Source organism: Pseudomonas parafulva (genome assembly GCF_000800255.1).
Classification (GTDB): Bacteria; Pseudomonadota; Gammaproteobacteria; order Pseudomonadales; family Pseudomonadaceae; genus Aquipseudomonas; species Aquipseudomonas boreofloridensis.
This window is the reverse complement of sequence record NZ_CP009747.1, coordinates 4,013,767-4,039,229: the sequence shown is the minus strand read 5'-3', so window position 1 is coordinate 4,039,229 and position 25,463 is coordinate 4,013,767. Positions and strand designations below refer to the sequence as shown.

Here is a 25,463-nt window from a genome sequence, read left to right as displayed (position 1 = left end):
TCAGCAAACCCCGCCCTTGGGCGGGGTTTTGCTTTATCTACAGCCTGAAATGCCCCGTTGAAAGGAGTCCGACTGGATCATGAGCACCCAACCTACCCTTATCCTCACCCGATTGGACGTGCAGCGTCTGGAGCGTCTGATCGACAGCCTCGACGACAGTACGCCGGGTGTGCTCGCCCTGCAGGACGAGCTGGACCGCGCCGATCAGGTGGTCGGTCACGAGGAAGTCCCGGCCGGTGTGGTGACCATGAACTCGCGCGTGCACTGCCGCGAGCAGGCCACCGGCAAGGATTACCACTTGACGCTGGTGTACCCGAAGGACGCGGGCGTGGAGGGCAACGTCTCGATCCTCGCACCGATCGGTTGCGCGCTGCTCGGCCTGTCGGTGGGCGACCAGATCGACTGGCCGGCACCGGGCGGCAAGACCCTCAAGCTCAAGCTGCTGGCGGTCGAATACCAGCCCGAAGCGGCGGGCGATTTCGATCTGTAAGCTGGCCGAGACTTGAGGCCTTGCCCGACAAGCGTCAGCGGGCCTGCCTGGCCCGCAGTTGGCAGGCATGGATGCAGTTGTCGACGATGCGGCTGCGCAGCGACCAGTCGGTGTTGATGATGCGGAATTTCTGGATGTAGCTGTTCAGGTCCTGCGATTCGAACCACTCGTCGATCTTGTCGCTGAAGTCATCCGGGCGGAACAACTCGGCCACGTTGTACTTGGCGCACTGAATCGCGCTCAGCTCGCCCTTGGTATCGTCCACCGGTGGTTGCTTGTCCATGAACGCCTTCAGCGTGGCGGCCGAGGGTGTGTTTTCACCGATCCACACCTGACGCACGCCAGGCCAGTAGTCGCCGCGGTCTTGATGGTTGTAGGCGATCACGATGTTCTTGCCCGGGTGCTGGCTCCACAACTCGTCCAGTGTCAGGTGGCTCAGGGACTTGGGGATGAACATCGAGCCGAAGTGCCGGTTCATCGCCTCGCGCAGCCAGCCGTGTTCCTTTTCGCCGAAGCGCTCGAACTGATGGAAGTCGAGGATCACGATTTCCTTGGCGTTGGCCGGCGTTTTGAAAAACTGCTTGAGCTGATTGAGGACGTCGCCGAACAGGTTGCGCCCGGAACTGCTCATGTGGAACAGCTGATAGCGGTAGGCTTGATCCGGGGTGTATTCGTGGTATGCCCGCACGCGCAGGTCCAGCACGCGAATACCGCCACGGACCTGATCGATGCAGGGCACGTCCTGCGTGAGCTCCTGGGCGATCACGCCGCCGACCTTGGTGTCCATGCCCGAGTCGTGGCTGCCGGGCAGAATCAGTTCGTGAATACGCAGGCTGCCCAGTTCAGGGGTCGAGCCCATCCAACATGCTTTGTTCATCATCAAGTACTCCAGTGCCAAGAGCCCTTGATGGTGGTGCGGCCGATGGATTGGCAGCAGCGGGAATCGGTGCAGGGTCAGGGCTGCGATGTGTGCTGTTGCAGATGCAGGCCATCGTTCAGCGCCTGCTCAAGGGCTTGCTTGTGGCGCAACAGAACCGCAGTCGATGCCGGTCGTTCGTCGTCCAGGCCCGACAGGTCCAGGTCAGTGATATAGCAGCGGTAAACACCTGCGCTGTGGCGCTGCTCGAGGATCTGTCGCGCGACCACGGCATACAGCTGATCGCCATACTCCAGCTCGGAATACTCGAGCTGATCGCAATACAGGGTGACCTGTGGCGCCTGCTGTGGGGCGGCCTGAACGATCGCCTGCACTTCGTAGTAGGGCTGGGCTTCGTCCACGGCCGGTGTCGGGCGCCGCTCCACGCTTCGAGCCTTTCCCGGGCCATTGGGCAGCAACTGGTAATAGTGGATATCCAGCGCCGCTTGGCGACCGTCCAACGGCAGGCGCGCCTTGCGGCGCATGGCCACCGAGTTCAGGAAACGCTGCAAGGGCAGCAGCAGGTGCTCTTCATCCTGCAGCGGTGATTGCTGTTGCCACAACGCCCCGTGCTCGTCGAGCACGTAGAGGTCGGCGAACCCTTCATGCAGGCGATAGAACACCTGAATGCACTCGGGCTGACCCAGTGCCAGCAACAGCGGCAAGTCGTGATCCGTCAGGGCCTGGGCATCCAGCAGCAAGGGGCTGTAGTGCGTGCGCTCTTCGCCCAGGTGGGTGAGCAGGGCCGCGTGCCCTTCCAGCGTGGTCAGCTCGACCTGGCCCGCGTCGAGCGCCAGCACATGGGTATGCTGCGCCACCTGCAGCAGGAACCGATGACCGAGGTTGCGCTCCAGCAGGCCTTGGGCGGTGTCGAACAGTTCCTCGACGCGCTGGGCGATGGCCTGGGCGCGGTTGTGGCAGAAGCAGCGTACCGTCAGGCGCGGGCGCGGGGTGCGTGAGCCACGGCTGTTGAGAAAATCGCGCAGGCAGCGCATCAAGGCATGTTCGCCGTCGTAGCGCTGCACCAGCACCTCGTTCCAGCTGTTGAGGGTGACCTGATCGAGCGTCAGCACCAGGTTTTCGCGCACCCCGGCGTAGCTCAGCGAGTCGGTGCGCTCGGTGGTCATCAGAATGTTCAGGTCACGGTGTTGACGCAGCGGATCGAGGCCGACATTCACCAGCAGCAGGACTTCCTGGGCCACGCTCGGTTGCAGCAGGTCGATGTCGCTGACGTTCTGCAGCGGCAGGGGCAAGCTCTGCTGCAAGCTTCCCATCAGGTTGAACAGTTCGAATTCGCTCAGGTCGCTGACCCCAGGGTGCAGAGCCAGGCGCGTGCTGCTGTCGATGACGCCGTTGCGGTGCGCCCAGGCCAGCAGTTCGATCAGCTCGCGGCAGCGCTTGAGCGGGTGGGTATGCTCCCATTCATGCACGCCCAGGCTGCCGGGGTAGAGTCCCCAGAGGTAAGTGCCAGGCTCCTTGCGGTTGGGCGATTGCACCAAGGTCAGGGTGTCCTCGGCCACGTCCGGCGCGATGCCGGGGTTGATGACTTCGATCTTGCCGACGCGGCGTTCGAAGGCGGCATACAGGCGCCGTCCGAGTACGTTCAGGTCGCGCTGCTCGGCGCGGCTGCCGGCGCCTTTTTCGCGGGCGAATTGACTGACGAAGCGATAGCTGTGATTGAGTTCGCTCACCAGCTCGCGGCGCTCCAGCGCCACTTGGCGGACCTTCCATTGACTGCGGGTATCGAGCAGGGCCAGTTGCTGATCGCTCCAGCCCCATTCGTCGGTCAGGCGGGCGAGCAGGCGCTGTTGCCAACCGTCGCGGGTCGAGCGTGCGCACAGGCTGAGTTTCTTGTTCACCTTCAGATACAGGCTGCGGCGTACCCGCTCCAGGCGCGCGCGCTCGTGGCGCTGCAACAGGTAGCGCTCGATGCGCCGGTAGACCAGTACGTAAGGGTCGAGCTCGTCCAGGTCCAGGCAATTGGCGAATACGGCGCGTTTGTAGTCCAGGCTCAGGCAGCGCACCTCGGGGTGCTCGCTGGCATAGGCCTCGGTGAGCAGCAGCTTGAGCAACGATTTGTAGGGCGAGTCGATGCCCTTGAACAGTTGCCACAGCCCGGCGCCGACGAATTCCTGCGCGGGAATGTGCGCCAGGTGGCCAAGGTCGAGCGCCTCATGGGGGCCGATGAAGCGCTTGGAGAGCAGCGTGCAGGTGTAGGCCTGATAGTTCGACTCTTCATACACCGGCACCAGCCACCACAGCGGGGTGCGTCCGGCCAGCCAGATCGCCGTGCGGTAGAACTCGTCGAGCAGCAGAAAGTGCTGCGTGGTACCGCAGTCGTCGGAACTGAGCTGGCCGTCGCGCTGGCCCTGGGCGAAGCCGTGCGGCTCGATCATGAACAGGTGCGCCTCGGCGCCCTGGGTGGCCGCCCAAGCCTCGAGCAATTGACACTTGCGCCGCAGTTCGGCCAGCTCAGATTCGGCCAGGTCCGGCGCGTGGCAGACCCACAGGTCCATGTCGCTCTGTTCGGCCTGGGCCAGGGTGCCGAGGCTGCCCATCAGAAACAGTCCATGGATCGGCTGAGGCGGGTTGCCGTGGCGTGCCTTGTAGGTGAACGAGCGGGTCAGGCGCTGGGCTTCGGCCAGCAGTTCAGCGTCCGGCTCGAAGCCCGATACGCCGGCTGGCGTGCCGCCCGAGACGTAGCCAGGCAGCAGTGGGTGATTGACGTGGAAGAACAGTGGCAACAGCTTGAGCACTGTCTGCTGGCGGCTGGAGAGCCCGTCCATGGCCCGTTCCAGGCGACCTTGATTGATCTGCAGGAAGCGCCCACGCAGGGTCGACAGCACCTTGCGGTCAATGCCTTGGTCCAGGTCGGGGCGAATTTCGTGAGGGTGGCTCATGACGTGCTCAGGCAAGTCGGGATGCGTCGGCGAGTGTAACCTGAGCGACAAGAATGCATAAGAGAGTGGATGGCATTTTGACGCCATTTTTCCAGCGGCTGGCGACCTGGCAGGCAGGCGTCGTGAGGGACGCCTGCGCGGTGCGATCCCGAGAAGGCGTCTTTACGTGGCTAGGCCGGCTGTGGTGACTTGAGCACGTTCAGCAGCAGTTGCACGCTCTCGACCGCGTCGTGACCGAGGCTGGTCAGGTAGCCGCCATCGGGCTGATCGGTGAGCTGCTTCTCATGCAGGCGCTTGGCGGCGGCGATGAGCGAGGGCGAAGCGTTGGCGTGAATCTTGATCCCTTCCTGGCTGCTGTCCAGGTTGAACAGGGCAAGCACTTCCAGTTCGGCGATCAGATCGGGGGTGAAGGACATGGGCAACTCCTGACTTCCAGACGAGGATGGAAGTCAGGAGTGTAGTCAGACTTGTTCGTCGTCGCCTTGATTTGCCTCAGGCGGCAGTTCCGGCAAGGCGCGCAGGGCGTTTTCGTACCATTGGGTATTGAACGCGCGGTCTTCATTGAGCAGCGCGTCGATCTCGATGGCCAGCACGTGGGCCATGAGGTTGAGGATGTCCTCATGCGCGTAGCCGACCAGGCTCAGCTTGTTGTAGGTGGCCTTGGCGGCGGGCGGATTGCCGCTTTCGATCTGGTTTTCGATAGCCTGGGTCAGGGTGGCTTCGGCGAAGGCTTCGTCGTCGTTGTCGAGGTCGGTGGGTTCGCTCATGGCGCTGCTCCTGTGGATAAGGCGCACAGTGTGCCATGCCTGCCTGGGCAATGCCCCATCATCGACGTGCGCCATGATGCTGGTCAGAGCAGGGCCAGTGCGGCTATAAACGTGCGGGCCAACCCCTCACACGGCCTGGAGGCTGTACCCCATGCTCAAGCTCTACGGATTCGCGGTCAGCAACTACTACAACATGGTCAAACTGGCCCTGCTGGAAAAAGGCGTGCCTTTCGAGGAAGTGCTGTTCGTCTCCGGGCAGACCCCGCAGGTGCTGGCGGTGAGCCCGCGCGGCAAGGTGCCGGCGCTGGAGACCGAGCACGGTTTCCTGAGTGAAACCAGCGTGATCCTCGAGTACATCGAGCAGACCCACCCCGAGCATCCGCTGTTGCCCCGCGATGCCTTCGAGCTGGCCAAGGTGCGCGAGCTGCTCAAGGAAATCGAGCTGTACATCGAACTGCCCGCGCGCACCTGCTATGCCGAGGCGTTCTTCGGTCAGCCGGTGGAGCCGCTGGTCAAGGAGAAAGCCCGCGCCGAACTGCTGGTGGGCTTCGCCACGCTCAAGCGCAATGGCAAGTTCGCGCCTTATGTGGCGGGCGAACGCTTGACCTTGGCGGACCTGATGTTCTGCTTCTCGGTGGATCTGGCCTGCGCGGTAGGCAAGAAGGTGCTGGGCATCGATTTCCTCGCTGACTTCCCGCAGGCCGCAGCCTTGTTGCAGAAGTTGCAGGAAAACCCGCACATGGCGCGGATCGTCGCCGACAAGGAAGCGGCGATGCCGGCGTTCCTGGAAATGATCAAGAACAAGCGCTGAAGGGGCCGGGGCTGGCGGGCAGCCCCGACCGTTGCTCGATCAGCGTGCGGCCAGCAGCGCCTGGCCGCGAGCGACGGCGGCGCGCACCTGGGCAGGTGCGGTGCCGCCGATGTGGTTGCGCGCGTTCACCGAGCCTTCCAAGGTGAGCACGGCGAACACATCCTGCTCGATCTGGTCGCTGAACTGGCGCAGCTCTTCCAGGCTCATCTCGGCCAGGTCCTTGCCGTGGTCGACGCCGTACTTGACCGCGTGCCCGACGATCTCGTGGCAGTCACGGAACGGCAGACCGCGACGCACCAGGTAGTCGGCCAGGTCGGTGGCGGTGGAGAATCCGCGCAGCGCGGCCTCGCGCATGATCGCGTGCTTGGGCTTGATCGCCGGAATCATGTCGGCGAAAGCGCGCAGCGAGTCGCGCAGGGTATCGGCGGCGTCGAACAGCGGTTCTTTGTCTTCCTGGTTGTCCTTGTTGTAGGCCAGCGGCTGACCTTTCATCAGGGTAAGCAGGCCGGTGAGGGCGCCGAACACACGGCCGGTCTTGCCGCGCACCAGCTCCGGGACGTCCGGGTTCTTCTTCTGCGGCATGATCGAGCTGCCGGTGCAGAAGCGGTCGGGCAGGTCGATGAACTGGAATTGCGCGCTGGTCCACAGCACCAGCTCTTCGGAGAAGCGCGACAGGTGCATCATCGCAAGGCTCGCGGCCGCGCAGAATTCGATGGCGAAATCGCGGTCGGAAACGCCGTCCAGCGAGTTGCCCGAGACCGCCTCGAAGCCCAGCAGCGTGCAGGTGAGTTCACGGTCGATGGGATAGGTGGTGCCGGCCAGTGCGGCGCTGCCCAGGGGCATGCGGTTGACGCGCTTGCGGCAGTCGACCAGGCGCTCGTAGTCGCGGCTGAGCATTTCGAACCAGGCCAGCAGGTGATGGCCGAAGGTCACCGGTTGGGCGGTCTGCAGGTGGGTGAAGCCGGGCATGATGGTCTCGGCTTCGCGCTCGGCTTGAGCCAGCAGGCCCTGCTGCAGGCGGGTGATTTCGGCCAGGATCAGGTCGATCTCGTCACGCAGCCACAGGCGGATGTCGGTGGCGACCTGGTCGTTGCGGCTACGGCCGGTGTGCAGCTTCTTGCCGGTGACGCCGATGCGGTCGGTCAGGCGCGCTTCGATGTTCATGTGCACATCTTCCAGATCGACGCGCCAGTCGAACTGGCCCGCTTCGATTTCGCCCTGGATGGTGTTCAGCCCGTCGATGATCGCGTCGCGTTCGGCGTCCGACAGCACGCCGACCTGCGCCAGCATGGTGGCGTGGGCAATCGAACCCATGATGTCGTGACGGTACAGGCGCTTGTCGAAATCGACCGAGGCGGTGAAGCGGGCGACGAAGGCGTCGACGGGCTCGCTGAAGCGGCCGCCCCAGGACTGGTTGGTCTTGTCGGTGCTCATGGATCCACTCATAGAAGGCGTGAATGAAAAAGTGGCGCCGATGATAGCAGGATTGGGCTGCCGTCCGTAGGACAGCGGTCGCCGCGATGGCCGTTTTGCGGCATGCCAGCGGCGCTACAGGATATTCAGCGATTGAACGGCAGCGTTCCACGGACCGTCTACAGTTTCACAGAGGGCCGGCAGCGATTCTGTCGGACCAGTGAATCTTTGGCCTTCGCATGGGTCTGTAGCGTGACCGCAACACGGTCCACCGACTCCTGTCACGCAGACCCACCTTGCGAGACTCACTCAGGAATCCAGCGCAATTATGAATGTCCTGATCGTTGACGATGAATCCCAGGCCCGTGACCGCCTGAGCCGCCTGCTTGGCGAGCTGGAGGGCTACAACGTGCTGGAACCCAGTGCCACCAGCGGCGAGGAGGCCCTGGCACTGATCGACAGCTTGAAACCCGACGTGGTGCTGCTCGACACCCGCATGCCAGGCCTGGACGGCCTGCAGGTCGCGGCTCGCCTGTGCGAACGTGAGGCGCCGCCCGCGGTGGTGTTCTGCCTCGATGACGACGAGTTGGAGGCGTTCAACCACAGCACCCTCAGCCACGTCGGCCACGCCACCCAACCCCAGGCATTGCGCGATGCCCTGCGCAGGGCCGACAAACCCAACCGTACCCAGCTCGCGGCACTCACCCGGCCCGCCACCGAAGCCGGTGGAGGCCCACGCAGCCATATCAGCGCGCGCACCCGCAAAGGTATCGAACTGATTGCGCTGGGTCAGGTGATCTACTTCATCGCCGATCACAAATACGTGACTTTGCGCCACGAAGGTGGCGAGGTGCTGCTGGACGAGCCGCTCAAATCCCTGGAAGACGAGTTCGGCGAGCGCTTCGTGCGCATCCATCGCAACGCGCTGGTGGCGCGCGATCGCATCGAGCGGCTGCAACGTACGCCGCTTGGCCACTTCCAACTGTTCCTCAAGGGCCTGAACGGCGATGCGCTGACCGTCAGCCGCCGGCATGTAGCCGGTGTGCGCAAGATGATGCAGCAGCTCTAAGCCTTGCCCGCGCATGGCCGTCGCCAGGGATGGCAGGCCTTGTGATGACCTGGATCTGCTAGCCAAGCGAGCCGAGCTGTTATCATCGCCGGCATTTCTCTGCTTCGGTGCGTCAGATGTCCACTCGCGAAATCCGCATTGCCACCCGTAAAAGCGCCTTGGCCCTGTGGCAGGCCGAATACGTCAAAGCGCGCCTGGAACAGGCGCATCCCGGTCTCATCGTGTCCCTTGTGCCGATGGTCAGCCGTGGCGACAAGCTGCTCGACGCGCCGCTGGCGAAGATCGGCGGCAAGGGGCTGTTCGTCAAGGAGCTGGAAACCGCCCTGCTCGACAACGAGGCCGACATCGCCGTCCATTCGATGAAGGACGTGCCCATGGACTTCCCCGAAGGCCTGGGTTTGTACTGCATCTGCGAACGCGAAGACCCGCGCGATGCCTTCGTTTCCAACACCTTCGACAGCCTTGATGCGCTGCCGGCCGGGAGCATCGTCGGCACGTCCAGCCTGCGCCGGCAGGCGCAGTTGCTGGCCCGTCGCCCAGACCTGGAGATCCGTTTCCTGCGCGGCAACGTCAACACACGCCTGGCCAAGCTCGATGCCGGCGAATACGACGCGATCATTCTGGCGGCAGCGGGGCTGATTCGTCTGGGGTTCGAAGCGCGTATCACCTCCAGCATCGGCATCGACGACAGCCTTCCGGCGGGTGGCCAGGGCGCAGTGGGCATCGAGTGCCGCAGTGCCGACCGGGAAATCCATGCGCTGCTGGCGCCGCTCGACCATGCCGACACGGCGGATCGGGTCAAGGCCGAGCGGGCGATGAACAAGCGTCTGAACGGTGGCTGCCAGGTGCCGATCGCCTGCTACGCCGTGCTCGAAGGCGATGACCTGTGGCTGCGCGGGCTGGTGGGCCAGCCCAGCGGCGGGACGTTGCTGATGGCCGATGCCCGCGCGCCGCGCGTCGAGGCTGAGCGCCTGGGTGTGCAGGTGGCCGAAGCACTGCTGGCGCAGGGCGCCGAGGCGATCCTCAAGGACGTCTACGGCGAGGCCGGTCATCCGTGAGCAACTGGCGCCTGCTGCTGACTCGGCCTGCCGAGGAATGCGCGGCGGTGGCGCAGGTGCTGAGCGCATCGGGTATTGCCAGCAGCAGCCTGCCGTTGTTGGCCATCGCGCCTGTCGCCCTGGACGCTGCCGCGCGGCAGCGACTGGACGCTATCGGCAGCTACCAGGCGATCATCGTCGTGAGCAAGCCGGCCGCGCGCCTGCTATTGGATCGGCTCGCCGACGCCGCCCTCGCCGCGCCGCGCCACGGCTGGTTCAGCGTGGGCGAAGCCACGGCCCGGGTGCTCCAGGCCACGGGCCTGCAGGTGACTTACCCTACAGCCGGTGATGACAGCGAGGCCTTGCTCGGTGTGTCCGTCCTGCGCGAGGCTATCGCGGTTCCTACAGCGCGTGTCCTGATCGTCCGTGGCAAGGGTGGTCGCGAACTGCTGGCCGAGCGTCTTGGTGAGCAAGGTGCTAGTGTCGAATATCTGGAACTGTATGAACGTCGCCTGCCGGATCATCCGCCAGGCAGCCTGCTGCAACGGATCGAAGCGGAACGCCTGAACGGGCTGGTGGTCAGCAGTGGGCAGGGTTTCGAACATCTGCAGCGGCTCGCTGGCGCCCAGTGGCCCCGCGTTGCGCAGATGCCTCTGTTCGTGCCGAGCCCACGGGTCGCCGAGCAGGCCAGGGCAGCAGGTGCCCAACAGGTTGTGGATTGCCGTGGCGCCAGTGCCACGGCTTTGCTGGCAGCCGTGCAGCGCAGCGCTGCACCTGCCTCTTAAGGCGCCCAGCGCAGAGCGACGGCGCCCCCATGCAAAGGATGGATACGTGAGCGAGACTGTCTTGTCCAACAACGAACAACCCACGGCGGCCGAGGCGCCGCACACCCCCGTCGAGCAGCCGGCCAAGCGGGCTGGCAACGGCCTGGCCATGCTGGCGCTGCTGTTTGGCGCGGCCGGTCTGGGCGTTGGCGGTTGGGGCGCATGGCAGGTGCATCAGTTGCAAGGCAACGAGCAGGGCCAGGGCGAGCATATCGAGGCGCTGAACCAGCGCGCCGAGGCGTTGCAGCAGCGTCAGCAACAACTGGGCTCGCAGCTCGCCGGACTGCCGGCAGCCAGTGAACTGGAAGACCGCCGGCGTCTGGTGGCGCAGTTGCAGGGCGACCAGCAGCGGCTGAGTCAGCGCCTGGAAACGGTGTTGGGCGAAAGCCGCAAGGAATGGCGGCTGGCCGAGGCTGAGCATCTGCTGCGCCTGGCCACCCTGCGTCTGTCAGCCTTGCAGGACATCACCAGCGCCACGGCACTGGTCGAAGGCGCCGACGAGATTCTGCGCGAGCAGAGCGATCCTGGTGTGTTCGCCGCGCGTGAGCAGTTGGCGCGCAGCCTGGCGACCCTGCAAAGCACCCAGCAACCTGACCGAACCGGCCTGTTCCTCAAGCTCGCCGCGCAGCGCGAGCAGGTCCAGCAACTCAGCGCCCTGGCGCCGGAGTTCGACAGCGATGCCAACGCGGTGGGTGCGCTGACCGAAGACGGCGACTTCAGCACGCGTCTGTCGAACTGGTGGGCAGAAATTTCCAAATACTTCCAAGTCGACTTCAATGCCGACCAGAACGTGCGTCCGCTGCTGGCCGGGCAGTCGCTCAGCCAGGTGCGCCTGGCGTTGAGCCTGACCCTCGAACAGGCCCAGTGGGCCGCGCTCAACGGTCAGGACAAGGTGTATACCCGTGCGCTGGATGATGCCCGCAGCGTGCTGCTGGCCAACTTCAATGCCGACAATCCGCAGAGCAAGGCCATGCTCGACAGCCTCAACGCCCTGGCCGAACAGCCGGTGTCGGTGCAGGTTCCTGATCTGGCTGAAAGCCTGGCGGCGGTGCAGGCCTACATCCAGCGCCGGCACCTGCCGGCCGAGGGTGAGGGGGCCAAGCCATGAAGCGTGTCTACCTGCTGGCCGTGCTGGCAATCGTCGTTGCGGCGGGGCTGGGCGTGGCCATCGCCAAGCACAGTGGCTACGTGCTGATCGCCTACGGGGGCTTCCGCTATCAGTCGGGGCTGTGGGCGGCGCTGGCCGCGTTGGTGGTGTTCGTACTGGCCCTGCTGCTGCTGCGTTATCTGGTGGGATTGGTGCTGACTTCCAGCGGCGTGGTCAACCCATGGTCGCGACGCAACCGTCGCCGTCGTGTGCGCATCGCCATCGAGCAGGGGCAGTTGGACCTGGCCGAGGGTCGTTGGGCCAGTGCTCAGCGTCACCTGCACCGTGCCGCCGAGGCCGAGCGTCAGCCGCTGTTGTATTACCTCGGTGCGGCGCGCGCCGCCAACGAGCAAGGGCGTACCGAGGACAGTGACAATTTGCTCGAGCGCGCCTTGGAGCGTCAGCCCCAGGCCGAGCTGGCCATTGCGCTGACCCATGCGCAACTGCAGATGGACCGCGGCGATACCGACGGTGCGCTGGATACCCTGCTGGTGATGCAGGAGCGCCATCCGCACAACGTCCAGGTGCTGCGTCTACTGCAGCGTCTGCACCGCGAGCGCGGCGACTGGCCTGCGTTGATTCGCCTGCTGCCCGACTTGCGCAAGGGCAAGGTGCTGCCGGCCCCAGAGCTGGCCGAACTGGAACAGCGTGCCTGGGGGCAGAATCTGAGCCTGGCTGCCACGCGGGGTGAAGATCCACAGGCGGCGCGTCAGTCGCTGGAGCGTGCCTGGCAGCAACTGACCTCGGCCCAGCGCCATGAGCCGCAGTTGGTGTTGGCTTATGCCGAGCAACTGCGTCAGGTGGGCGCCCAAGGGGAGGCGGAGCAGGTGCTGCGCAGCGCCTTGAAGCGTCAGTATGAAAGCCACTTGGCGCGTCTGTACGGGCTGGTGCGCGGTGACGATCCATTGCGCCAGTTGCAGACCGCCGAAGGCTGGCTCAAGGACCACCCGCAGGACCCGAGCTTGCTGCTGACCCTCGGTCGTCTGAGCCAGCAGAACCGCCTCTGGGGCAAAGCTCGCGACTACTTCGAGAGCAGTCTGCGCATGCAACGCAACCCGGAAACCTGTGCCGAGCTTGCGCGACTGTTGGCAGGGCTGGGCGAGACCGAGCGCAGCAATCAACTGTTCCAGGAGGGTCTGGGGCTGCTCGACGAGCGTCTGCTGGCCCTGCCGTTGCCTGAGGCGGTCCAGGCCTGAGCGGCGTCTGGGTGCCGGAGCCGTGTGATTCTGCTGCGTGGCCCGGCATCGCCTGCGCCTTGATCGGGTGCCGCTGGGCACCCTGACCGCCGCAGTATTTACGGCCTATTTCAATCAGGCGGGTCAGACGCTACTTCATTGTCGTTAAGGCCTAGGATTCTTCCTACCGACATCAGAAATCTTTCCCTTCCAATGAACGACTTCTTCCCTCTGTAGCCAACTTGAAACAGCGGTCCTCTTTCCTCTACCGTTTCAAACCACTCCGAACACCATGGGATTCGCATCGGTCATGTCGCAGGTTCGCTCGCGCCCTCTGTTCTTCTTAGGCTTGCTCGGCTCGGTGCTGGCCTTGGCGGCAGCGTTCGTCCTCGAGAACTGGCTGGGGTTGGTGCCGTGCCCGCTGTGCCTGAGCCAGCGTTTGCTGCTAGCGCTCTACGGCGTCATCTGTGTGTGCGCTGTCCTGCATGCGCCGGGGCTCAAGGGCGCCCGCGCCTACGCGTCGACAGCAATGGTCGTGGCCACCCTCGGCCTGGCCTTGGCCGCCCGGCATGTCTGGTTACAGGGCGAGTGGCCGACCGTATCGGCCGAACCGTTCGAGCATACCTTCCAGCGCTCCTGGGCGCAGGCGCTGGCGCGCTTGTTGGTTGGTAACTCCGAGTGCGTGTCTATCAGTTGGAGCTTCCTCGACCTCACCCTTCCAGAATGGAGCTTGCTGGCGTTCCTGGCGCTGGCGGCACTGCCATGCTGGCACCTGTTGGCGTGGCGCCGGCGCATGCCGGGCAAGGGTTGATCTGGGGCAAGCGCACGACCAGCGGCTCGGGCCAAGCCTATCGAACGCTTGTATGAACTTAGTCCACTGCGTACCTTGATGGGCAGCACGTGCGGGAATAATCTGCCCTGCACACATACCTAAATCACACGGTTCGATGCCGTTGCGCTGATTTCACCGCTGTGTCGCCCGATCGAGGCGCCGGGTGCAGCTGCATCTGCCCAGCTAGGGAAGAGACTGCCATGCTCGATAGTTGCCAGAACGCCCAGGAACGGTGGGGCGGGGTCCACAAGCTGATCGACCGTTGGCTCAAGGAGCGTCACGAATTGGTGCAGGCGTTCTACGCCTTGCGTGACGCCAAGCCTGCCTTCGCCGACAAGGACAAGAATCGCGACTTCTGCGCGGCGCTGGTCGACTATGTATCGGCGTGGCACTTCGAGATCAGCGAGCAACTGGTCAGCGAAGCCAAGGCCTTTGGCGACACCCGCGGCCTTGGACTCGCCACCCAGATCAACCCGCGCATCGATGACAGCACTCAGATCGCCCTGGCGTTCAACGATCACTGCGAGAAAGGCGAGTGCACCGATCCGGAGCGATTCGCCGAGAAGCTGGGCAAGCTGGGCGGGCTGTTGCATGAGCGCTTCGAGCTGGAAGACTGCCTGATCGAAGTGCTGCACACCGCGCACAAGGTCGAGGGCGCGGTGCAGGCCTGAGTCAGTCGCCCACCGCCAGCAGTTCGATCTCGAAGACCAGTGGGGTGTAAGGCGCGATCAGGTCGCCCGCCCCGTCGGCCCCGTAGGCCTGCGCCGAAGGGATCACTACTCGCCATTTGGCGCCGGTCTTCATCTGCGGTAGCGCCACCTGCCATCCCGCGATGACCGAATCCAGGCTGAACCATTGCGGCTGCTGGCTCTGATCGAACACCGAGCCGTCTGGCAATTTCCCCACGTAACGAACCTGCACCCTGCCGCCGGCCTTGGGCTGTGCGCCGCTGCCGCTGGCCAGTTCGCTGTAAAGCACACCCTCGCTTAACTCATGCACGCCGGCGCGCCCTCGCTCGGTGGCCATGAAGCGCTTCTCGGCGGCCAGCAACTGGTCGGTGTGGGCCTGTGCGCCGGCCGCTGCCGCCTGTTCTTCATGCTGTTGCAGGATGGCTTGCATGCGTGACTTGTCGATACGCGGCGGTTGACCTTGATAGGCCTGGCGCAGCCCTTCGACCAGGGCGTCGAGTTGCAGGTCGGGCATTTCCTGGCGCAGGCGCTCGCCCAGGCTGGCGCCCAGGCTGTAGGCCAGGTCCTGGTCATTGGGCGGTGACGTGGGCGTGGCGGCGACGGCCGAGAAGGCCAGCGCGCTCAGCAGCAATATCGAAAGACGGTGCACGGACGACTCCTGCGGCGTTGAGGGCGAAGTATGTCAGTCTTTCCCCGTGGCCGGGAGGCCGCCATTATCGAACAGCCACACGACGGCGGCAGACCGGCGCAGATGCAAGTTTCCAACTTTGACCGAACATGCAACGCGCCGCCGAGAATACTGTCAACATGGCCTAGCGGCGTTAGCAGCAGAAGCATAGTATGAGCCGCACTCTCGTCAGCCAGGAGGTAAGCCATGTCGGCCAAGAAGAAGCCCGTTAGTACGCCGTTGCACCTGCTCCAGCAACTTTCCGGTAGCCTGCTCGAACATCTGGAAGAGGCTTGCTCGCAAGCGCTGGCGGATGCGGAGAAACTGCTCGCCAAGTTGGAAAAACAACGCGGCAAAGCGCAGGAGAAACTGCACAACGCCCGCCTGAAGTTGCAGGACGCTGCCCAGGCTGGCAAAGCCAAGGCGCAAGGCAAGGCCCAAGGCGCCATCGGTGAATTGGAAACGCTGCTCGATTCGCTGAAAGAGCGTCAGACCCAAACGCGCACCTATATTCAGCAACTCAAGCGCGATGCCCAGGACAGCCTGAAACTGGCGCAGGGCGTCGGTAAGGTCCGCGAGGCGGCCGGCAAGGCGCTGGATCAGCGTGCCGCCGCCAAACCCGCCGCCAAAGCAGCGTCCAAACCTGCCGCTAAGCCGGCTGGCAAGGCTGCAGCCAAGCCAGCAGCGAAGGCTCCCGCCACCAAGCCGGCCAAGGCACCTGCTGCCAAGCCTGCTGCGAAAACTGCGGTGAAGTCCGCCGCCGCCAAGCCGGCTGCTGCCAAAACCCCGGCCAAATCGACGCCCGCCAAAGCGACCGCGGCCAAGCCTGCTGCCGCCAAGTCCGTCGCCGCCAAGCCTGCAGCGGCCAAAGCGCCGAGCAAAGCAGCTGCCGCCAAGCCCACCGCTGCGAAACCAGCTGCTGCCAAACCTGCCGCCGCCAAGGCTTCGACCGCCAAGCCTGCAACCGCGAAGCCTGCGGCCAAGCCAGCCGCTGCGCGCGTCGCTCGCAAACCGGCGGCGGCCAAGCCGGCAGCCAAGCCAGCCGACACCGCCGCATCGTCGTCCAACTCGGCAACCCCTGCCGCGGCTCCTGTGGCCAGCGGCAACGCTCAGTCGTCCTCTTCGGCCTCCTGAAGCGCAGCGGCCGCGGCGCGCAATTGATGCAGCGCGTCGTGGTCGTGGGTCGGCGCCGGCGCCAGCCGTAGCAGCCAATCATCGGCGTGTCCGTGTGGACTCGCCGACCACCCGCAGGTAATGCCCTGCAAGCGCTCCAGCACGGTGCGCTCAGCCTCCAGTTCCAACCTCTTCACCTGTTCGCGTAGCGCCGCCAACGCAGCGTCGTGCGCCGCCTGCCCGCGCCATGCCTGACGCAACGCCCGCAGCGGCGCCACCACGTCGCGTTGCCACGGCCCGCTGACCGCCAGCAATGCTTCCACCCGCTGCGGCTCTGCCGCCACGCCCCGCGCTTGCAACCAGGTGGCGCACAGCAGCAGGCAGACATCGCCGCCCAGCGACTGCAAGGCAAGACAGGCGTGCTCGACGCCTGGCCGGGCATACAAGGCCCGCGCGTGATCCCATAGATCGGTGTGCATTGGTTCGACTCGCGTCAGTGATCGAGCGCCCTGTGTGGGCCACCCGGAAGCTGATAGACTCCGCGACCATCATGATCAGACTATCCAACCTCACTTTACAGCGTGGTCCGCAGCGCTTGCTAGAAGGCGCCGAGATGACCCTGCACACCGGTCACAAGGCCGGCCTCATCGGCGCCAACGGTGCTGGCAAATCCAGCCTGTTCGCTTTGCTGCGCGGCGAGCTGTCGCCGGACGCCGGCGACTGCCAGATCCCTGCCGACTGGCGCATCGCCCACATGCGTCAGGAAGTCGATACCCTCGACCGCCTGGCCGTGGACTACGTGCTCGATGGCGACCTGCGCCTGCGCAAGGTCCAGGCCGACCTGGCTGCCGCCGAGCACGCCCACGACGGCACCGCCCTGGCGCGTCTGCACAGTGAGCTGGACAGCGCCGACGGCTACACCGCCGACGCCCGTGCACGCAAGCTGCTGGCCGGCCTGGGCTTCACCAGCGCGCAGATGGATCGCCGCGTCGGCGACTTCTCCGGTGGCTGGCGCATGCGCCTGAACCTGGCCCAGGCGCTGATGTGCCCCTCCGACCTGCTGCTGCTCGACGAGCCCACCAACCACCTGGACCTCGATGCCATCCTCTGGCTCGAAGACTGGCTCAAGGGCTATCCGGGCACGCTGCTGCTGATCTCCCACGACCGCGACTTCCTCGATGCCGTGGTCGACCACGTGCTGCACGTCGAGCAGCGCAAGTTGAACCTGTACAAAGGCGGCTACAGCGCCTTCGAACGCACCCGTGCCGAACGTCTGGCGCAGCAGCAACAGGCCTACGAGAAGCAGCAGGCGCAGCGCGCGCACATGGAAAAGTACATCGCCCGGTTCAAGGCCCAGGCCACCAAGGCACGTCAGGCGCAGAGCCGGATCAAGGCCCTGGAGCGCATGGAGGAACTGTCGGCGGCGCACGTCGATTCGCCCTTCGATTTCGTCTTCCGCGAAGCGCAGAAAATCTCCAGTCCGCTGCTCGACCTGTCCGAAGGCCGGCTGGGCTATGGCGACAAGACCATCCTGGAGAAGGTCAAGCTGCAACTCACTCCCGGCGCGCGCATCGGCCTGCTCGGCCCCAACGGCGCGGGCAAGTCCACCCTGATCAAGAACCTGGCCGGCGAGCTGGAGCCGCTGGGCGGTCGCCTGGCACGCGGCGAGAACCTGGCAGTGGGCTACTTCGCCCAGCACCAGCTCGACTCGCTGGACGACAAGGCCAGCCCGCTGCTGCACCTGCAACGTCTGGCGCCGAGCGAGCGCGAGCAGACCTTGCGCGATTTTCTCGGCGGCTTCGATTTTCGCGGCGATCGCATCGACGAGCCGGTGCTCAACTTCTCCGGTGGCGAAAAAGCCCGGCTGGCCTTGGCGCTGATCGCTTGGGAGCGGCCGAACCTGCTGCTGCTCGACGAGCCGACCAACCACCTCGACCTGGAAATGCGCCTGGCGCTGACCATGGCCTTGCAGGAGTTCGCCGGTGCCGTGGTGGTGGTCTCCCACGACCGTCATCTGCTCAAGAGCACCACCGATGATTTCCTGCTGGTGGCCGACGGCAAGGTCCAGCCTTTCGACGGCGATCTGGACGACTACAGCCGCTGGTTGATCGACTATCGCCAGCGCACCGCGCCGGTCAGCAGCACCCCGGTCAACCCGGACAAGACCGACAAGAAGGCCCAGCGCCAGGCCGCCGCCGCGCTGCGTCAGCAACTGGCGCCGCACAAGAAAGCGGCCGACAAGCTGGAAACCGAACTGGGCCAGGTGCACACGCAACTGGCGCAGATCGAGACGGCCTTGGGCGATGCCGAACTTTACGAGGCGGCGCGCAAGGACGAGCTGCGCGAGTTGCTGGCGCGTCAGAGCAGCCTCAAGCAACGTGAAGGCGAGCTGGAAGAAGCGTGGATGCTGGCGCTGGAAACCCTGGAGAGCATGCAGGCGGAGCTCGAAGCGCTGTCCTGAGCGGCGCTGCTGCGTGGGCATTCGCGCAAAAACCACTGGTGCTTTTTTGGCCAGGACCGTAGCTTAACGTTTTGCAACATTAGCGCGAGTGAGGTGTGCGATGTCGATGGAGACCTGGTTGGCGTTCTTCGCTGCGTGCTGGGTGATCAGCCTGTCGCCGGGCGCCGGGGCGATCGCCTCGATGTCCAGTGGGCTGCAATACGGTTTCTGGCGCGGCTACTGGAACGCGCTGGGCCTGCAACTGGGCTTGATCGTGCAGATCGCCATCATCGCCGCCGGGGTGGGCGCCATCCTCGCCGCCTCGGCCACCGCGTTCCAGGTGATCAAATGGTTCGGCGTCGCCTACCTGGTGTATCTGGCTTATCGCCAGTGGCGGGCCTTGCCGATGGACCTCACCGACCCCTCGACCGTGCGCCCCATCGGCAAGCCGCTGAGCCTGGTGTTCCGGGGCTTCCTGGTCAACGTCAGCAACCCCAAGGCGCTGGTGTTCATGCTGGCGGTCCTGCCGCAGTTCATCGACCCGCACGCACCGTTGTTGCCCCAGTACCTGACCATCACTGTCACCATGATCAGCGTCGATTTGCTGGTAATGGCCGGTTATACCGGCCTGGCCTCGCGGGTGCTGCGCCTGATGCGCACGCCCCGGCAGCAGAAGCGTCTGAACCGCACCTTCGCCGGGCTGTTCATCGGTGCAGCGACCTTCCTCGCCACGCTGCGCCGCGCGCCCCTGTAGGCGGCGCGGCGTTTTTTCCAGCGGATCGGCGCATCGGATCGAGTCAGTGCGGCCTGCGAGCTGTCTAGAGGTAGGCACCCCTTAGACCTACCCGGAGGTACGCACCATGGACGCACCAACTCACGAGTTCTCGGAAATCTTCAAGCAGTTGGGCCTGGATGACGATCCTGTCGAGATCGACCGCTTCATCACCACCCATTCCCCGCTGGACGACGACGTCAAACTGGTGGACGCGCCGTTCTGGAGCGATTCGCAGCGCGCCTTCCTCAAGGAAAACTACATCGCCGATTCCGACTGGATCGTCATGATCGACCAGCTCAATGAGGCGCTGCACAAGCCCAAGGCCTGAGGCCTCACTCGCCGCGGATGTACTGCTCCAGTTGCAGGATCAGGTTGGCCTGCTCGGCGATGGTTTCCTTGACCAGGTCACCGATCGACAGCAGGCCCAGCAACTTGCCGTTGTCCACCACCGGCAAGTGGCGCAGATGCCGGTTGGTCATCAGGTTCATGCAGTATTCCAGGTTGTGCTTGGGCTCCACGGTGACCACCGGCGCGCTCATGATCTCGCGCACGGGGGTGACCGCCGACGAGCGGCCTTTGAGCACCAGCTTGCGCGCATAATCGCGCTCGCTGACGATGCCCACCACCTGATCGCCTTCCACCACCGGCAGCGCCCCGATATTCACTTCCGCCAGGAGCTTGAGTGCGTCGAGCACCGAATCGTCAGGGCCGATGGTGTAGACGGTCTGATGCTGGGATTTGCTCTTGAGGATGTGTTCGACGTTCTTCATGGCGGCCTCGGCAGTGGAAAAAACGCTGTCCTGGAAAGCCTCAAGCATCCAAGACCGCGCGTGGCCGGGCAATGCAGGAAACGGCATGGAGCCGATTGAAAAACGTCATTGGCGGGAAAAATCCGAGGGCTGGCAGGCAGCCCTCGGCAGGCGTCGCTAGAGCGTGGGCATCTGCCCGATGCGCGCGACCATTTCACTGACCACCTGCAGGTCGAGCATGAACTGCTCTACGGTCTTGAACTCGTTGTCGTTGTGACCGGTGTACTTCACGCCGGGCATGGCCAGACCGAACTGCACACCGTTGGGTAGGTCATGCACCGAGGTGGCACCGGCGGAGGTGCCGAACTCATGGGGCAGACCGAGGTTCTGGCTGGCAACGTCGAGCAGCGCCTTCACCCACGCGCCTTCGGGGTTGCGGTACATCGGCTCGTCGAGGCTGTAGTCGAAGGCCACGGCGGTGTGGGTGTCGTTCGACCAGGCACCGAGCTTGCTGCCCAGCTCGTCCTTGAGGGTCTGGATCGACTTGCCCTTGGGAATGCGCAGGTTCACCGCCAGCTTCAGGCCCTTGTCGTCCACGCCAACGAACGTCGGTGAGGCGGTCAGCGGCCCCATGAAGTCGTCCTTGAAGCCGATGCCCAGCTTGCTGCCCAGGTAGTCCAGGCCCCAGTTGTCGGCGGCGTAGCGCGCAGCGTCGGTGAAGTGGTTGCGCTTGAGCGGCACGCGTTCGCCCAGGCCGTTGAGGAAGTCGAGCATGCGCGCCACCGGGTTGACCCCCGACTGCGGCGAGGAGGAGTGCGCAGACACGCCGGTCACGGTCAGGATCACGTGCTTGCCGGACACCACGCTGTCGATGCGGAAGTCCTTGCCGTGGGCCTTGCGATAATCGGTGCCGGCCTTTTTCAGGCGTCGGGCCAGGTCCACCGGGTGGTCGCCGAGCAAGGTCGCCACCGAGGTGGTAGGAATCTGGTTGGTGGCCAGGCCGCCGGTGAGGTTGATCACTTCCGCGCCTTTGCCTTCGGCCGCGCGCTTGGCGAAGCTGGCCATCACCGTGCCGTAGCCTTTCTCGGCGATGACCACCGGATAGCCGCCGTCCAAGGCCAGGTTGTAGTCCGGCGTGGCGTTGTGGGCGAAGTAATAAGGAATCGCGTCGCCGGAAGTTTCTTCGGTGGTGTCGATCAGCAGCTTGAACTGGCGCGCCAGCGGCAGCTGCTCGTCCTTGGCCACTTTCAACGCATAGAGCGCGACGACGATGCCGTTCTTGTCGTCCTCGGTGCCGCGCCCGTACATGCGATCGCCCACCAGGGTGACCTTGAACGGGTCCAGGCGAGTACCGTTTTCCAGCTTCCAGTTGTCCGGGTTCACTGGCACCACGTCGGCGTGGGCGTGCAGGCCGACCATTTCCTTGCCTTCGCCGAGGGTGATTTCGTAGACGCGGTTGTCGACGTTGCGGAAGGCCAGGCCAAAGCCTTCGGCCAGCGCCTGGATCTTCGCGGCGATCTTGTGGAACTGCGGGTTGTCGTGCTGCGCCACGCCCTCGACCTGGAAGGTCGGAATCTCGACCAGTTCGCGCAGCGTCTCGGTGGCCGCCTTGCCGTACTTGATGCGGGTATAGAGGCCCAGCAGACGGTTGATCTCGTTTTGCTGCTCGGCATTCAGTGACGTGCCGGCCTGATAGGCCTGGAGGGTCTGTTCGAGCCCATCGGTCTTGGCCAGCTCATGCGTGGCCAACTGGCCGATGAACTGCTTGAAGTCGGCCGGCTCGCTGCCGTCGTAGGCTTTGAGGATGGCGGCGGATTGTTGCGGGCTGAGATTGGCGTGGGCCGGCACGCTGAGCAGGGCGAGGCTGGCCAGCAGCAGGGAGGCGGCAGAAAACTTGGGCAAGGGCATGATCGAGCGCATTCCTTCGCGAAGGGTTTAAAGGGCACGTGCAAAAGTAGGAACGTGCCCACGCTACCATCAATGGCCGTGGTGAGGGGAGGGGCGCGGTGGGGGGGCGCAGGAACGAAAAAGCCCCGGGAGATTCCCAGGGCTTTTGGAGATGGCGCACTCGGCGGGATTCGAACCCACGACCCCTGCCTTCGGAGGGCAGTACTCTATCCAGCTGAGCTACGAGTGCAACGCGGGCGCCATGATACCGGTCTGTGTCGATGGCGTCCATCGCCTTGATCTCTGGCAGGTTTTCCCGCAGCGCCCGGGTGGCCATCGAGCTGAATGAAACGTTTGAGTTCACCGTATTAAGGACGATCTCCGGATCGTAGCCATAAGCACCCCTCCAGGGGCCGTTTCACGCGCCTATCACATTTGCGTCAACCCGCTCGTTTAACCTGCAGGCAGTGTCGCCCTCGGCAAGCTCGTCGCTCCACCTCCGGCCCGTGAACTTCCCGACTGGACGCCACTCACCGCATTTGCCCATTCGTTCTTTTTTTCGAACAGGCTATTGTCCAACACCCCAGCAGCCGCTTAGCATTCGTTTGAGATTTCAAACGCTCGATGCCCATATCGAACACCGATTCGACCGGGTGCCAGCATCCATGACGGTCGCCTTAGCCGGCGCCTGAAGCACAATCAACCATTCGCGCCGTGCGTGTACGGTGCGGTCAAGGGAAGCCGACATGCAGCTCAAAGACGCTCAGTTGTTCCGCCAGCAGGCCTTCATCAACGGTGAGTGGCTGGACGCGGACAGCGGTCAGACCATCCAGGTGACCAACCCGGCCACGGGCGATGTCATCGGCAGCGTGCCGAAGATGGGCGCTGCGGAAACCCGCCGCGCCATCGAGGCCGCCGACAAGGCCCTGCCGGCCTGGCGCGCGCTGACGGCCAAAGAGCGTTCGGCCAAGCTGCGTCGCTGGTTCGAGCTGATGATCGAGCACCAGGACGACCTGGCCCGCCTGATGACCACCGAACAAGGCAAACCGCTGGCCGAAGCCAAGGGCGAGATCGCCTACGCGGCGTCGTTCATCGAGTGGTTCGCCGAAGAAGCCAAGCGCGTCTACGGCGACACCATTCCTGGCCATCAGCCGGACAAGCGCCTGATCGTCATCAAGCAGCCGATCGGCGTCACCGCCGCCATCACCCCGTGGAACTTCCCGGCGGCGATGATCACCCGTAAAGCCGGCCCGGCCCTGGCCGCTGGCTGCACCATGGTGCTCAAGCCCGCCTCGCAGACCCCGTACTCCGCCCTGGCCCTGGTCGAACTGGCCACCCGCGCCGGCATCCCGGCGGGCGTGTTGAGCGTGGTCACCGGCAGCGCCGGCGAAGTCGGCGGCGAGCTGACCGGCAACGCGCTGGTGCGCAAACTGTCGTTCACCGGCTCGACCGAAATCGGTCGCCAACTGATGGAAGAATGCGCCAAGGACATCAAGAAAGTGTCCCTGGAGCTGGGTGGCAACGCCCCGTTCATCGTGTTCGACGACGCCGACCTGGACAAGGCGGTCGAGGGCGCGATCATCTCCAAGTACCGCAACAACGGTCAGACCTGCGTCTGCGCCAACCGCCTCTATGTGCAGGACGGCGTGTATGACGCCTTCGCCGAGAAGCTCAAGGCGGCGGTCGCCAAGCTCAAGATCGGCAATGGCCTGGAAGACGGCACCACCACCGGCCCGCTGATCGACCACAAGGCCGTGGCCAAGGTCCAGGAACACATTGAAGACGCCGTGTCCAAAGGCGCCAAGGTGCTGTCCGGCGGCAAGCTGATCGAAGGCAACTTCTTCGAGCCGACCATTCTGGTGGACGTGCCCAAGCACGCGGCCGTGGCCAAGGAAGAAACCTTCGGCCCGCTGGCCCCGCTGTTCCGCTTCAAGGACGAGGCCGAAGTCATCGCCCTGTCCAACGACACCGAGTTCGGCCTGGCCTCCTACTTCTATGCCCGCGACATGAGCCGCGTGTTCCGCGTCGCCGAGGCGCTGGAGTACGGCATGGTCGGCATCAACACCGGCCTGATCTCCAACGAAGTCGCGCCGTTCGGCGGCATCAAGGCCTCGGGCCTGGGCCGCGAAGGTTCCAAGTACGGCATCGAGGACTACCTCGAAATCAAATACCTGTGCATCAGCGTCTGATGCGCTAAGGGATTTACCTCGCCAGCGGGGCGCGAGAGCGACGTCCCGCTGGTTTTTTTGACAGCGCAGTACCTGGTGGCCAGGGCGTGCGCGGCAGTCGATCAACGAATACTGTCCGCCGTCCGCCCAGCCACCCCCGAATAACAGCGCCGTAAGCCTCGGCGCGAATGAGGGCATTATGAGCAAGACCAACGAATCCTTGATGCAACGCCGTGTCGCCGCCGTCCCACGTGGCGTCGGCCAGATTCACCCGATCTTCGTCGAGTCGGCGAAGAACTCCACGGTGATCGACGTCGAAGGCCGCGAACTGATCGACTTCGCCGGCGGCATCGCAGTGCTCAACACCGGCCACCTGCACCCGAAAGTGGTCGCAGCCGTCCAGGAGCAGCTGACCAAGGTCAGCCACACCTGCTTCCAGGTGCTGGCCTATGAGCCCTACGTCGAGTTGGCCGAGAAGATCAACAGCCTGGTGCCGGGCGACTTCGCCAAGAAAACCCTGCTGGTCACCTCCGGCTCCGAAGCCGTGGAAAACGCCGTCAAGGTCGCCCGCGCCGCCACCGGCCGTGCGGGGGTGATCGCCTTCACCGGCGGCTACCACGGCCGTACCATGATGACCCTGGGCCTGACCGGCAAGGTCGTGCCGTACTCGGCTGGCATGGGCCTGATGCCCGGCGGCATCTTCCGCGCCCTGTTCCCGAGCGAACTGCACGGCGTGAGCGTCGATGACGCCATCGCCTCGGTCGAGCGCATCTTCAAGAACGACGCCGAGCCGCGCGACATCGCCGCGATCATCCTCGAGCCGGTACAGGGCGAAGGCGGTTTCCTGCCGGCGCCGAAAGAACTGATGCAGCGTCTGCGCGCCCTGTGCGACCAGCACGGCATCCTGCTGATCGCCGACGAAGTGCAGACCGGCGCTGGCCGTACTGGCACCTTCTTCGCGATGGAGCAGATGGGCGTCGCGCCTGACCTGACCACCTTCGCCAAATCCATCGCTGGCGGCTTCCCGCTGGCCGGTGTGTGCGGCAAGGCCGAGTACATGGACGCCATCGCCCCAGGCGGTCTGGGCGGCACCTACGCGGGCTCGCCGATCGCCTGCGCCGCGGCGCTGGCCGTCATCCAGGTGTTCGAGGAAGAGAAACTGCTGGAGCGCAGCAAGGCCGTCGGCGAGCGCCTGACCGCTGGCCTGCGTGAAATCCAGCAGAAGCACCCGATCATCGGCGACGTCCGTGGTCTGGGCTCGATGATCGCCGTGGAAGTGTTCGAGAAGGGCACCCACACGCCGAACGCGGCGGCCGTGGCACAAGTCGTGGCCAAGGCGCGCGACAAAGGCCTGATCCTGCTGTCCTGTGGCACCTACGGCAACGTCCTGCGCATCCTGGTGCCGCTGACCGCCGAAGACGCGCTGCTGGACAAAGGCCTGGCCATCATCGAAGCGTGCTTCGCCGAACTGGCGTAATTCACGGCTTCGCTGGAAAAACCCGCTTCGGCGGGTTTTTTTATGCCCAAGTCCGGCAGGTGGCGCTATGGTGTCCAGAGGATGTTTCCGGAAGCTGCGAAGGATCGTGCGTCACTG

Annotated in this window: 24 protein-coding genes and 1 tRNA gene; 15 read left to right on the top strand and 10 right to left on the bottom strand. The window is 64.6% G+C overall.

Annotated elements, in window-relative coordinates:
• Positions 1–79 precede the first annotated feature (79 nt).
• Positions 80–490 (top strand): nucleoside diphosphate kinase regulator, encoded by a 411-nt coding sequence (rnk, locus tag NJ69_RS17640; protein ID WP_029612557.1) that lies wholly within the window; start codon positions 80–82, stop codon positions 488–490.
• Between the two features lie 34 nt (positions 491–524).
• On the opposite strand, the gene NJ69_RS17635 is transcribed toward rnk, so the two are convergent.
• The 4 genes from NJ69_RS17635 to NJ69_RS17620 form a co-directional block, all read right to left on the bottom strand.
• Positions 525–1,367 carry a hypothetical protein gene (locus NJ69_RS17635; protein ID WP_029612558.1) on the bottom strand — a complete coding sequence of 281 codons (843 nt, stop codon included), beginning with the start codon at positions 1,365–1,367 and terminating at the stop codon, positions 525–527.
• A gap of 77 nt (positions 1,368–1,444) precedes the next feature.
• Positions 1,445–4,306, bottom strand: a complete 2,862-nt coding sequence (locus NJ69_RS17630) for a class I adenylate cyclase (RefSeq protein ID WP_039581531.1) — start codon at positions 4,304–4,306, stop codon at positions 1,445–1,447.
• Positions 4,307–4,476: 170 nt separating this feature from the next.
• Positions 4,477–4,722, bottom strand: a complete 246-nt coding sequence (locus NJ69_RS17625; RefSeq protein WP_039581529.1) for a TIGR02647 family protein — start codon at positions 4,720–4,722, stop codon at positions 4,477–4,479.
• Positions 4,723–4,767: 45 nt separating this feature from the next.
• Positions 4,768–5,073, bottom strand: a complete 306-nt coding sequence (locus NJ69_RS17620; protein WP_029612559.1) for a hypothetical protein — start codon at positions 5,071–5,073, stop codon at positions 4,768–4,770.
• A gap of 151 nt (positions 5,074–5,224) precedes the next feature.
• Between NJ69_RS17620 and NJ69_RS17615 the strand changes: the two genes are divergently transcribed.
• Positions 5,225–5,884, top strand: a complete 660-nt coding sequence (locus NJ69_RS17615) for a glutathione S-transferase (protein ID WP_029612560.1) — start codon at positions 5,225–5,227, stop codon at positions 5,882–5,884.
• 39 nt (positions 5,885–5,923) lie between these two features.
• Here NJ69_RS17615 and argH read toward each other — a convergent pair whose 3' ends face one another.
• Positions 5,924–7,318 carry an argininosuccinate lyase gene (gene argH, locus NJ69_RS17610; RefSeq protein WP_039581526.1) on the bottom strand — a complete coding sequence of 465 codons (1,395 nt, stop codon included), beginning with the start codon at positions 7,316–7,318 and terminating at the stop codon, positions 5,924–5,926.
• Positions 7,319–7,625: 307 nt separating this feature from the next.
• Here argH and NJ69_RS17605 point away from each other — a divergent pair, with 307 nt between their 5' ends.
• From NJ69_RS17605 to NJ69_RS17575, 7 genes are all read left to right on the top strand, one after another.
• Positions 7,626–8,366: a LytR/AlgR family response regulator transcription factor gene (locus tag NJ69_RS17605; protein ID WP_039581524.1), complete on the top strand. Its 741-nt coding sequence runs from the start codon at positions 7,626–7,628 to the stop codon at positions 8,364–8,366.
• A 116-nt stretch (positions 8,367–8,482) separates the two neighbouring features.
• A complete protein-coding gene (gene hemC / locus NJ69_RS17600) occupies positions 8,483–9,424 on the top strand; it encodes a hydroxymethylbilane synthase (RefSeq protein WP_039581521.1) in 942 nt (313 codons plus the stop codon).
• A complete protein-coding gene (locus NJ69_RS17595) occupies positions 9,421–10,188 on the top strand; it encodes a uroporphyrinogen-III synthase (protein ID WP_039581519.1) in 768 nt (255 codons plus the stop codon). The genes hemC and NJ69_RS17595 overlap by 4 nt, the downstream gene beginning before the upstream one ends.
• A gap of 46 nt (positions 10,189–10,234) precedes the next feature.
• Positions 10,235–11,335: a uroporphyrinogen-III C-methyltransferase gene (locus tag NJ69_RS17590; protein WP_039581516.1), complete on the top strand. Its 1,101-nt coding sequence runs from the start codon at positions 10,235–10,237 to the stop codon at positions 11,333–11,335.
• Entirely contained in the window at positions 11,332–12,570 is a 1,239-nt protein-coding gene (locus NJ69_RS17585) for a heme biosynthesis protein HemY (RefSeq protein WP_039581514.1), read from the top strand. The genes NJ69_RS17590 and NJ69_RS17585 overlap by 4 nt, the downstream gene beginning before the upstream one ends.
• 289 nt (positions 12,571–12,859) lie before the next feature.
• Positions 12,860–13,360: a disulfide bond formation protein B gene (locus NJ69_RS17580; RefSeq protein WP_039581511.1), complete on the top strand. Its 501-nt coding sequence runs from the start codon at positions 12,860–12,862 to the stop codon at positions 13,358–13,360.
• A gap of 221 nt (positions 13,361–13,581) precedes the next feature.
• On the top strand, positions 13,582–14,052 hold the full coding sequence (locus NJ69_RS17575; protein ID WP_039581508.1) for an Rsd/AlgQ family anti-sigma factor: 471 nt from the start codon (positions 13,582–13,584) through the stop codon (positions 14,050–14,052).
• Position 14,053: 1 nt separating this feature from the next.
• Here the strand turns inward: NJ69_RS17575 and NJ69_RS17570 are convergent, their stop codons facing one another.
• Positions 14,054–14,698 carry an FKBP-type peptidyl-prolyl cis-trans isomerase gene (locus tag NJ69_RS17570; RefSeq protein ID WP_369811411.1) on the bottom strand — a complete coding sequence of 215 codons (645 nt, stop codon included), beginning with the start codon at positions 14,696–14,698 and terminating at the stop codon, positions 14,054–14,056.
• A gap of 246 nt (positions 14,699–14,944) precedes the next feature.
• Between NJ69_RS17570 and NJ69_RS17565 the strand changes: the two genes are divergently transcribed.
• Positions 14,945–15,871, top strand: a complete 927-nt coding sequence (locus NJ69_RS17565) for an AlgP family protein (protein ID WP_039581502.1) — start codon at positions 14,945–14,947, stop codon at positions 15,869–15,871.
• On the opposite strand, the gene NJ69_RS17560 is transcribed toward NJ69_RS17565, so the two are convergent.
• The gene (locus tag NJ69_RS17560) at positions 15,847–16,329 is read right to left on the bottom strand and encodes a TIGR02444 family protein (RefSeq protein WP_039581500.1); all 483 of its coding nucleotides are present in this window, start codon (positions 16,327–16,329) and stop codon (positions 15,847–15,849) included. The genes NJ69_RS17565 and NJ69_RS17560 overlap by 25 nt on opposite strands.
• Before the next feature lie 71 nt (positions 16,330–16,400).
• On the opposite strand from NJ69_RS17560, the gene NJ69_RS17555 reads away from it, so the two are divergent.
• The 3 genes from NJ69_RS17555 (at position 16,401) to NJ69_RS17545 (ending at position 19,393) form a co-directional block, all read left to right on the top strand.
• A complete protein-coding gene (locus tag NJ69_RS17555; protein WP_039583299.1) occupies positions 16,401–18,311 on the top strand; it encodes an ATP-binding cassette domain-containing protein in 1,911 nt (636 codons plus the stop codon).
• A 100-nt stretch (positions 18,312–18,411) separates the two neighbouring features.
• Positions 18,412–19,044, top strand: a complete 633-nt coding sequence (locus NJ69_RS17550; protein ID WP_039581497.1) for a LysE family transporter — start codon at positions 18,412–18,414, stop codon at positions 19,042–19,044.
• A 106-nt stretch (positions 19,045–19,150) separates the two neighbouring features.
• Positions 19,151–19,393, top strand: coding sequence for a DUF2789 domain-containing protein (locus NJ69_RS17545; RefSeq protein WP_029612566.1), 243 nt, complete (start codon positions 19,151–19,153; stop codon positions 19,391–19,393).
• Positions 19,394–19,397: 4 nt separating this feature from the next.
• On the opposite strand, the gene NJ69_RS17540 is transcribed toward NJ69_RS17545, so the two are convergent.
• The 3 genes from NJ69_RS17540 to NJ69_RS17530 form a co-directional block, all read right to left on the bottom strand.
• Positions 19,398–19,835, bottom strand: a complete 438-nt coding sequence (locus NJ69_RS17540; RefSeq protein ID WP_029612567.1) for a CBS domain-containing protein — start codon at positions 19,833–19,835, stop codon at positions 19,398–19,400.
• A gap of 156 nt (positions 19,836–19,991) precedes the next feature.
• Positions 19,992–21,722: a dipeptidase gene (locus NJ69_RS17535; protein WP_039581494.1), complete on the bottom strand. Its 1,731-nt coding sequence runs from the start codon at positions 21,720–21,722 to the stop codon at positions 19,992–19,994.
• A gap of 152 nt (positions 21,723–21,874) precedes the next feature.
• Positions 21,875–21,951: transfer RNA gene (locus tag NJ69_RS17530), tRNA-Arg, on the bottom strand.
• Between the two features lie 496 nt (positions 21,952–22,447).
• On the opposite strand from NJ69_RS17530, the gene gabD reads away from it, so the two are divergent.
• Together gabD and gabT are read left to right on the top strand one after the other, a co-directional pair.
• Positions 22,448–23,890, top strand: coding sequence for an NADP-dependent succinate-semialdehyde dehydrogenase (gabD, locus tag NJ69_RS17525; protein WP_039581491.1), 1,443 nt, complete (start codon positions 22,448–22,450; stop codon positions 23,888–23,890).
• A gap of 178 nt (positions 23,891–24,068) precedes the next feature.
• Positions 24,069–25,346: a 4-aminobutyrate--2-oxoglutarate transaminase gene (gabT, locus tag NJ69_RS17520; protein WP_039581488.1), complete on the top strand. Its 1,278-nt coding sequence runs from the start codon at positions 24,069–24,071 to the stop codon at positions 25,344–25,346.
• Positions 25,347–25,463: the final 117 nt, after the last annotated feature.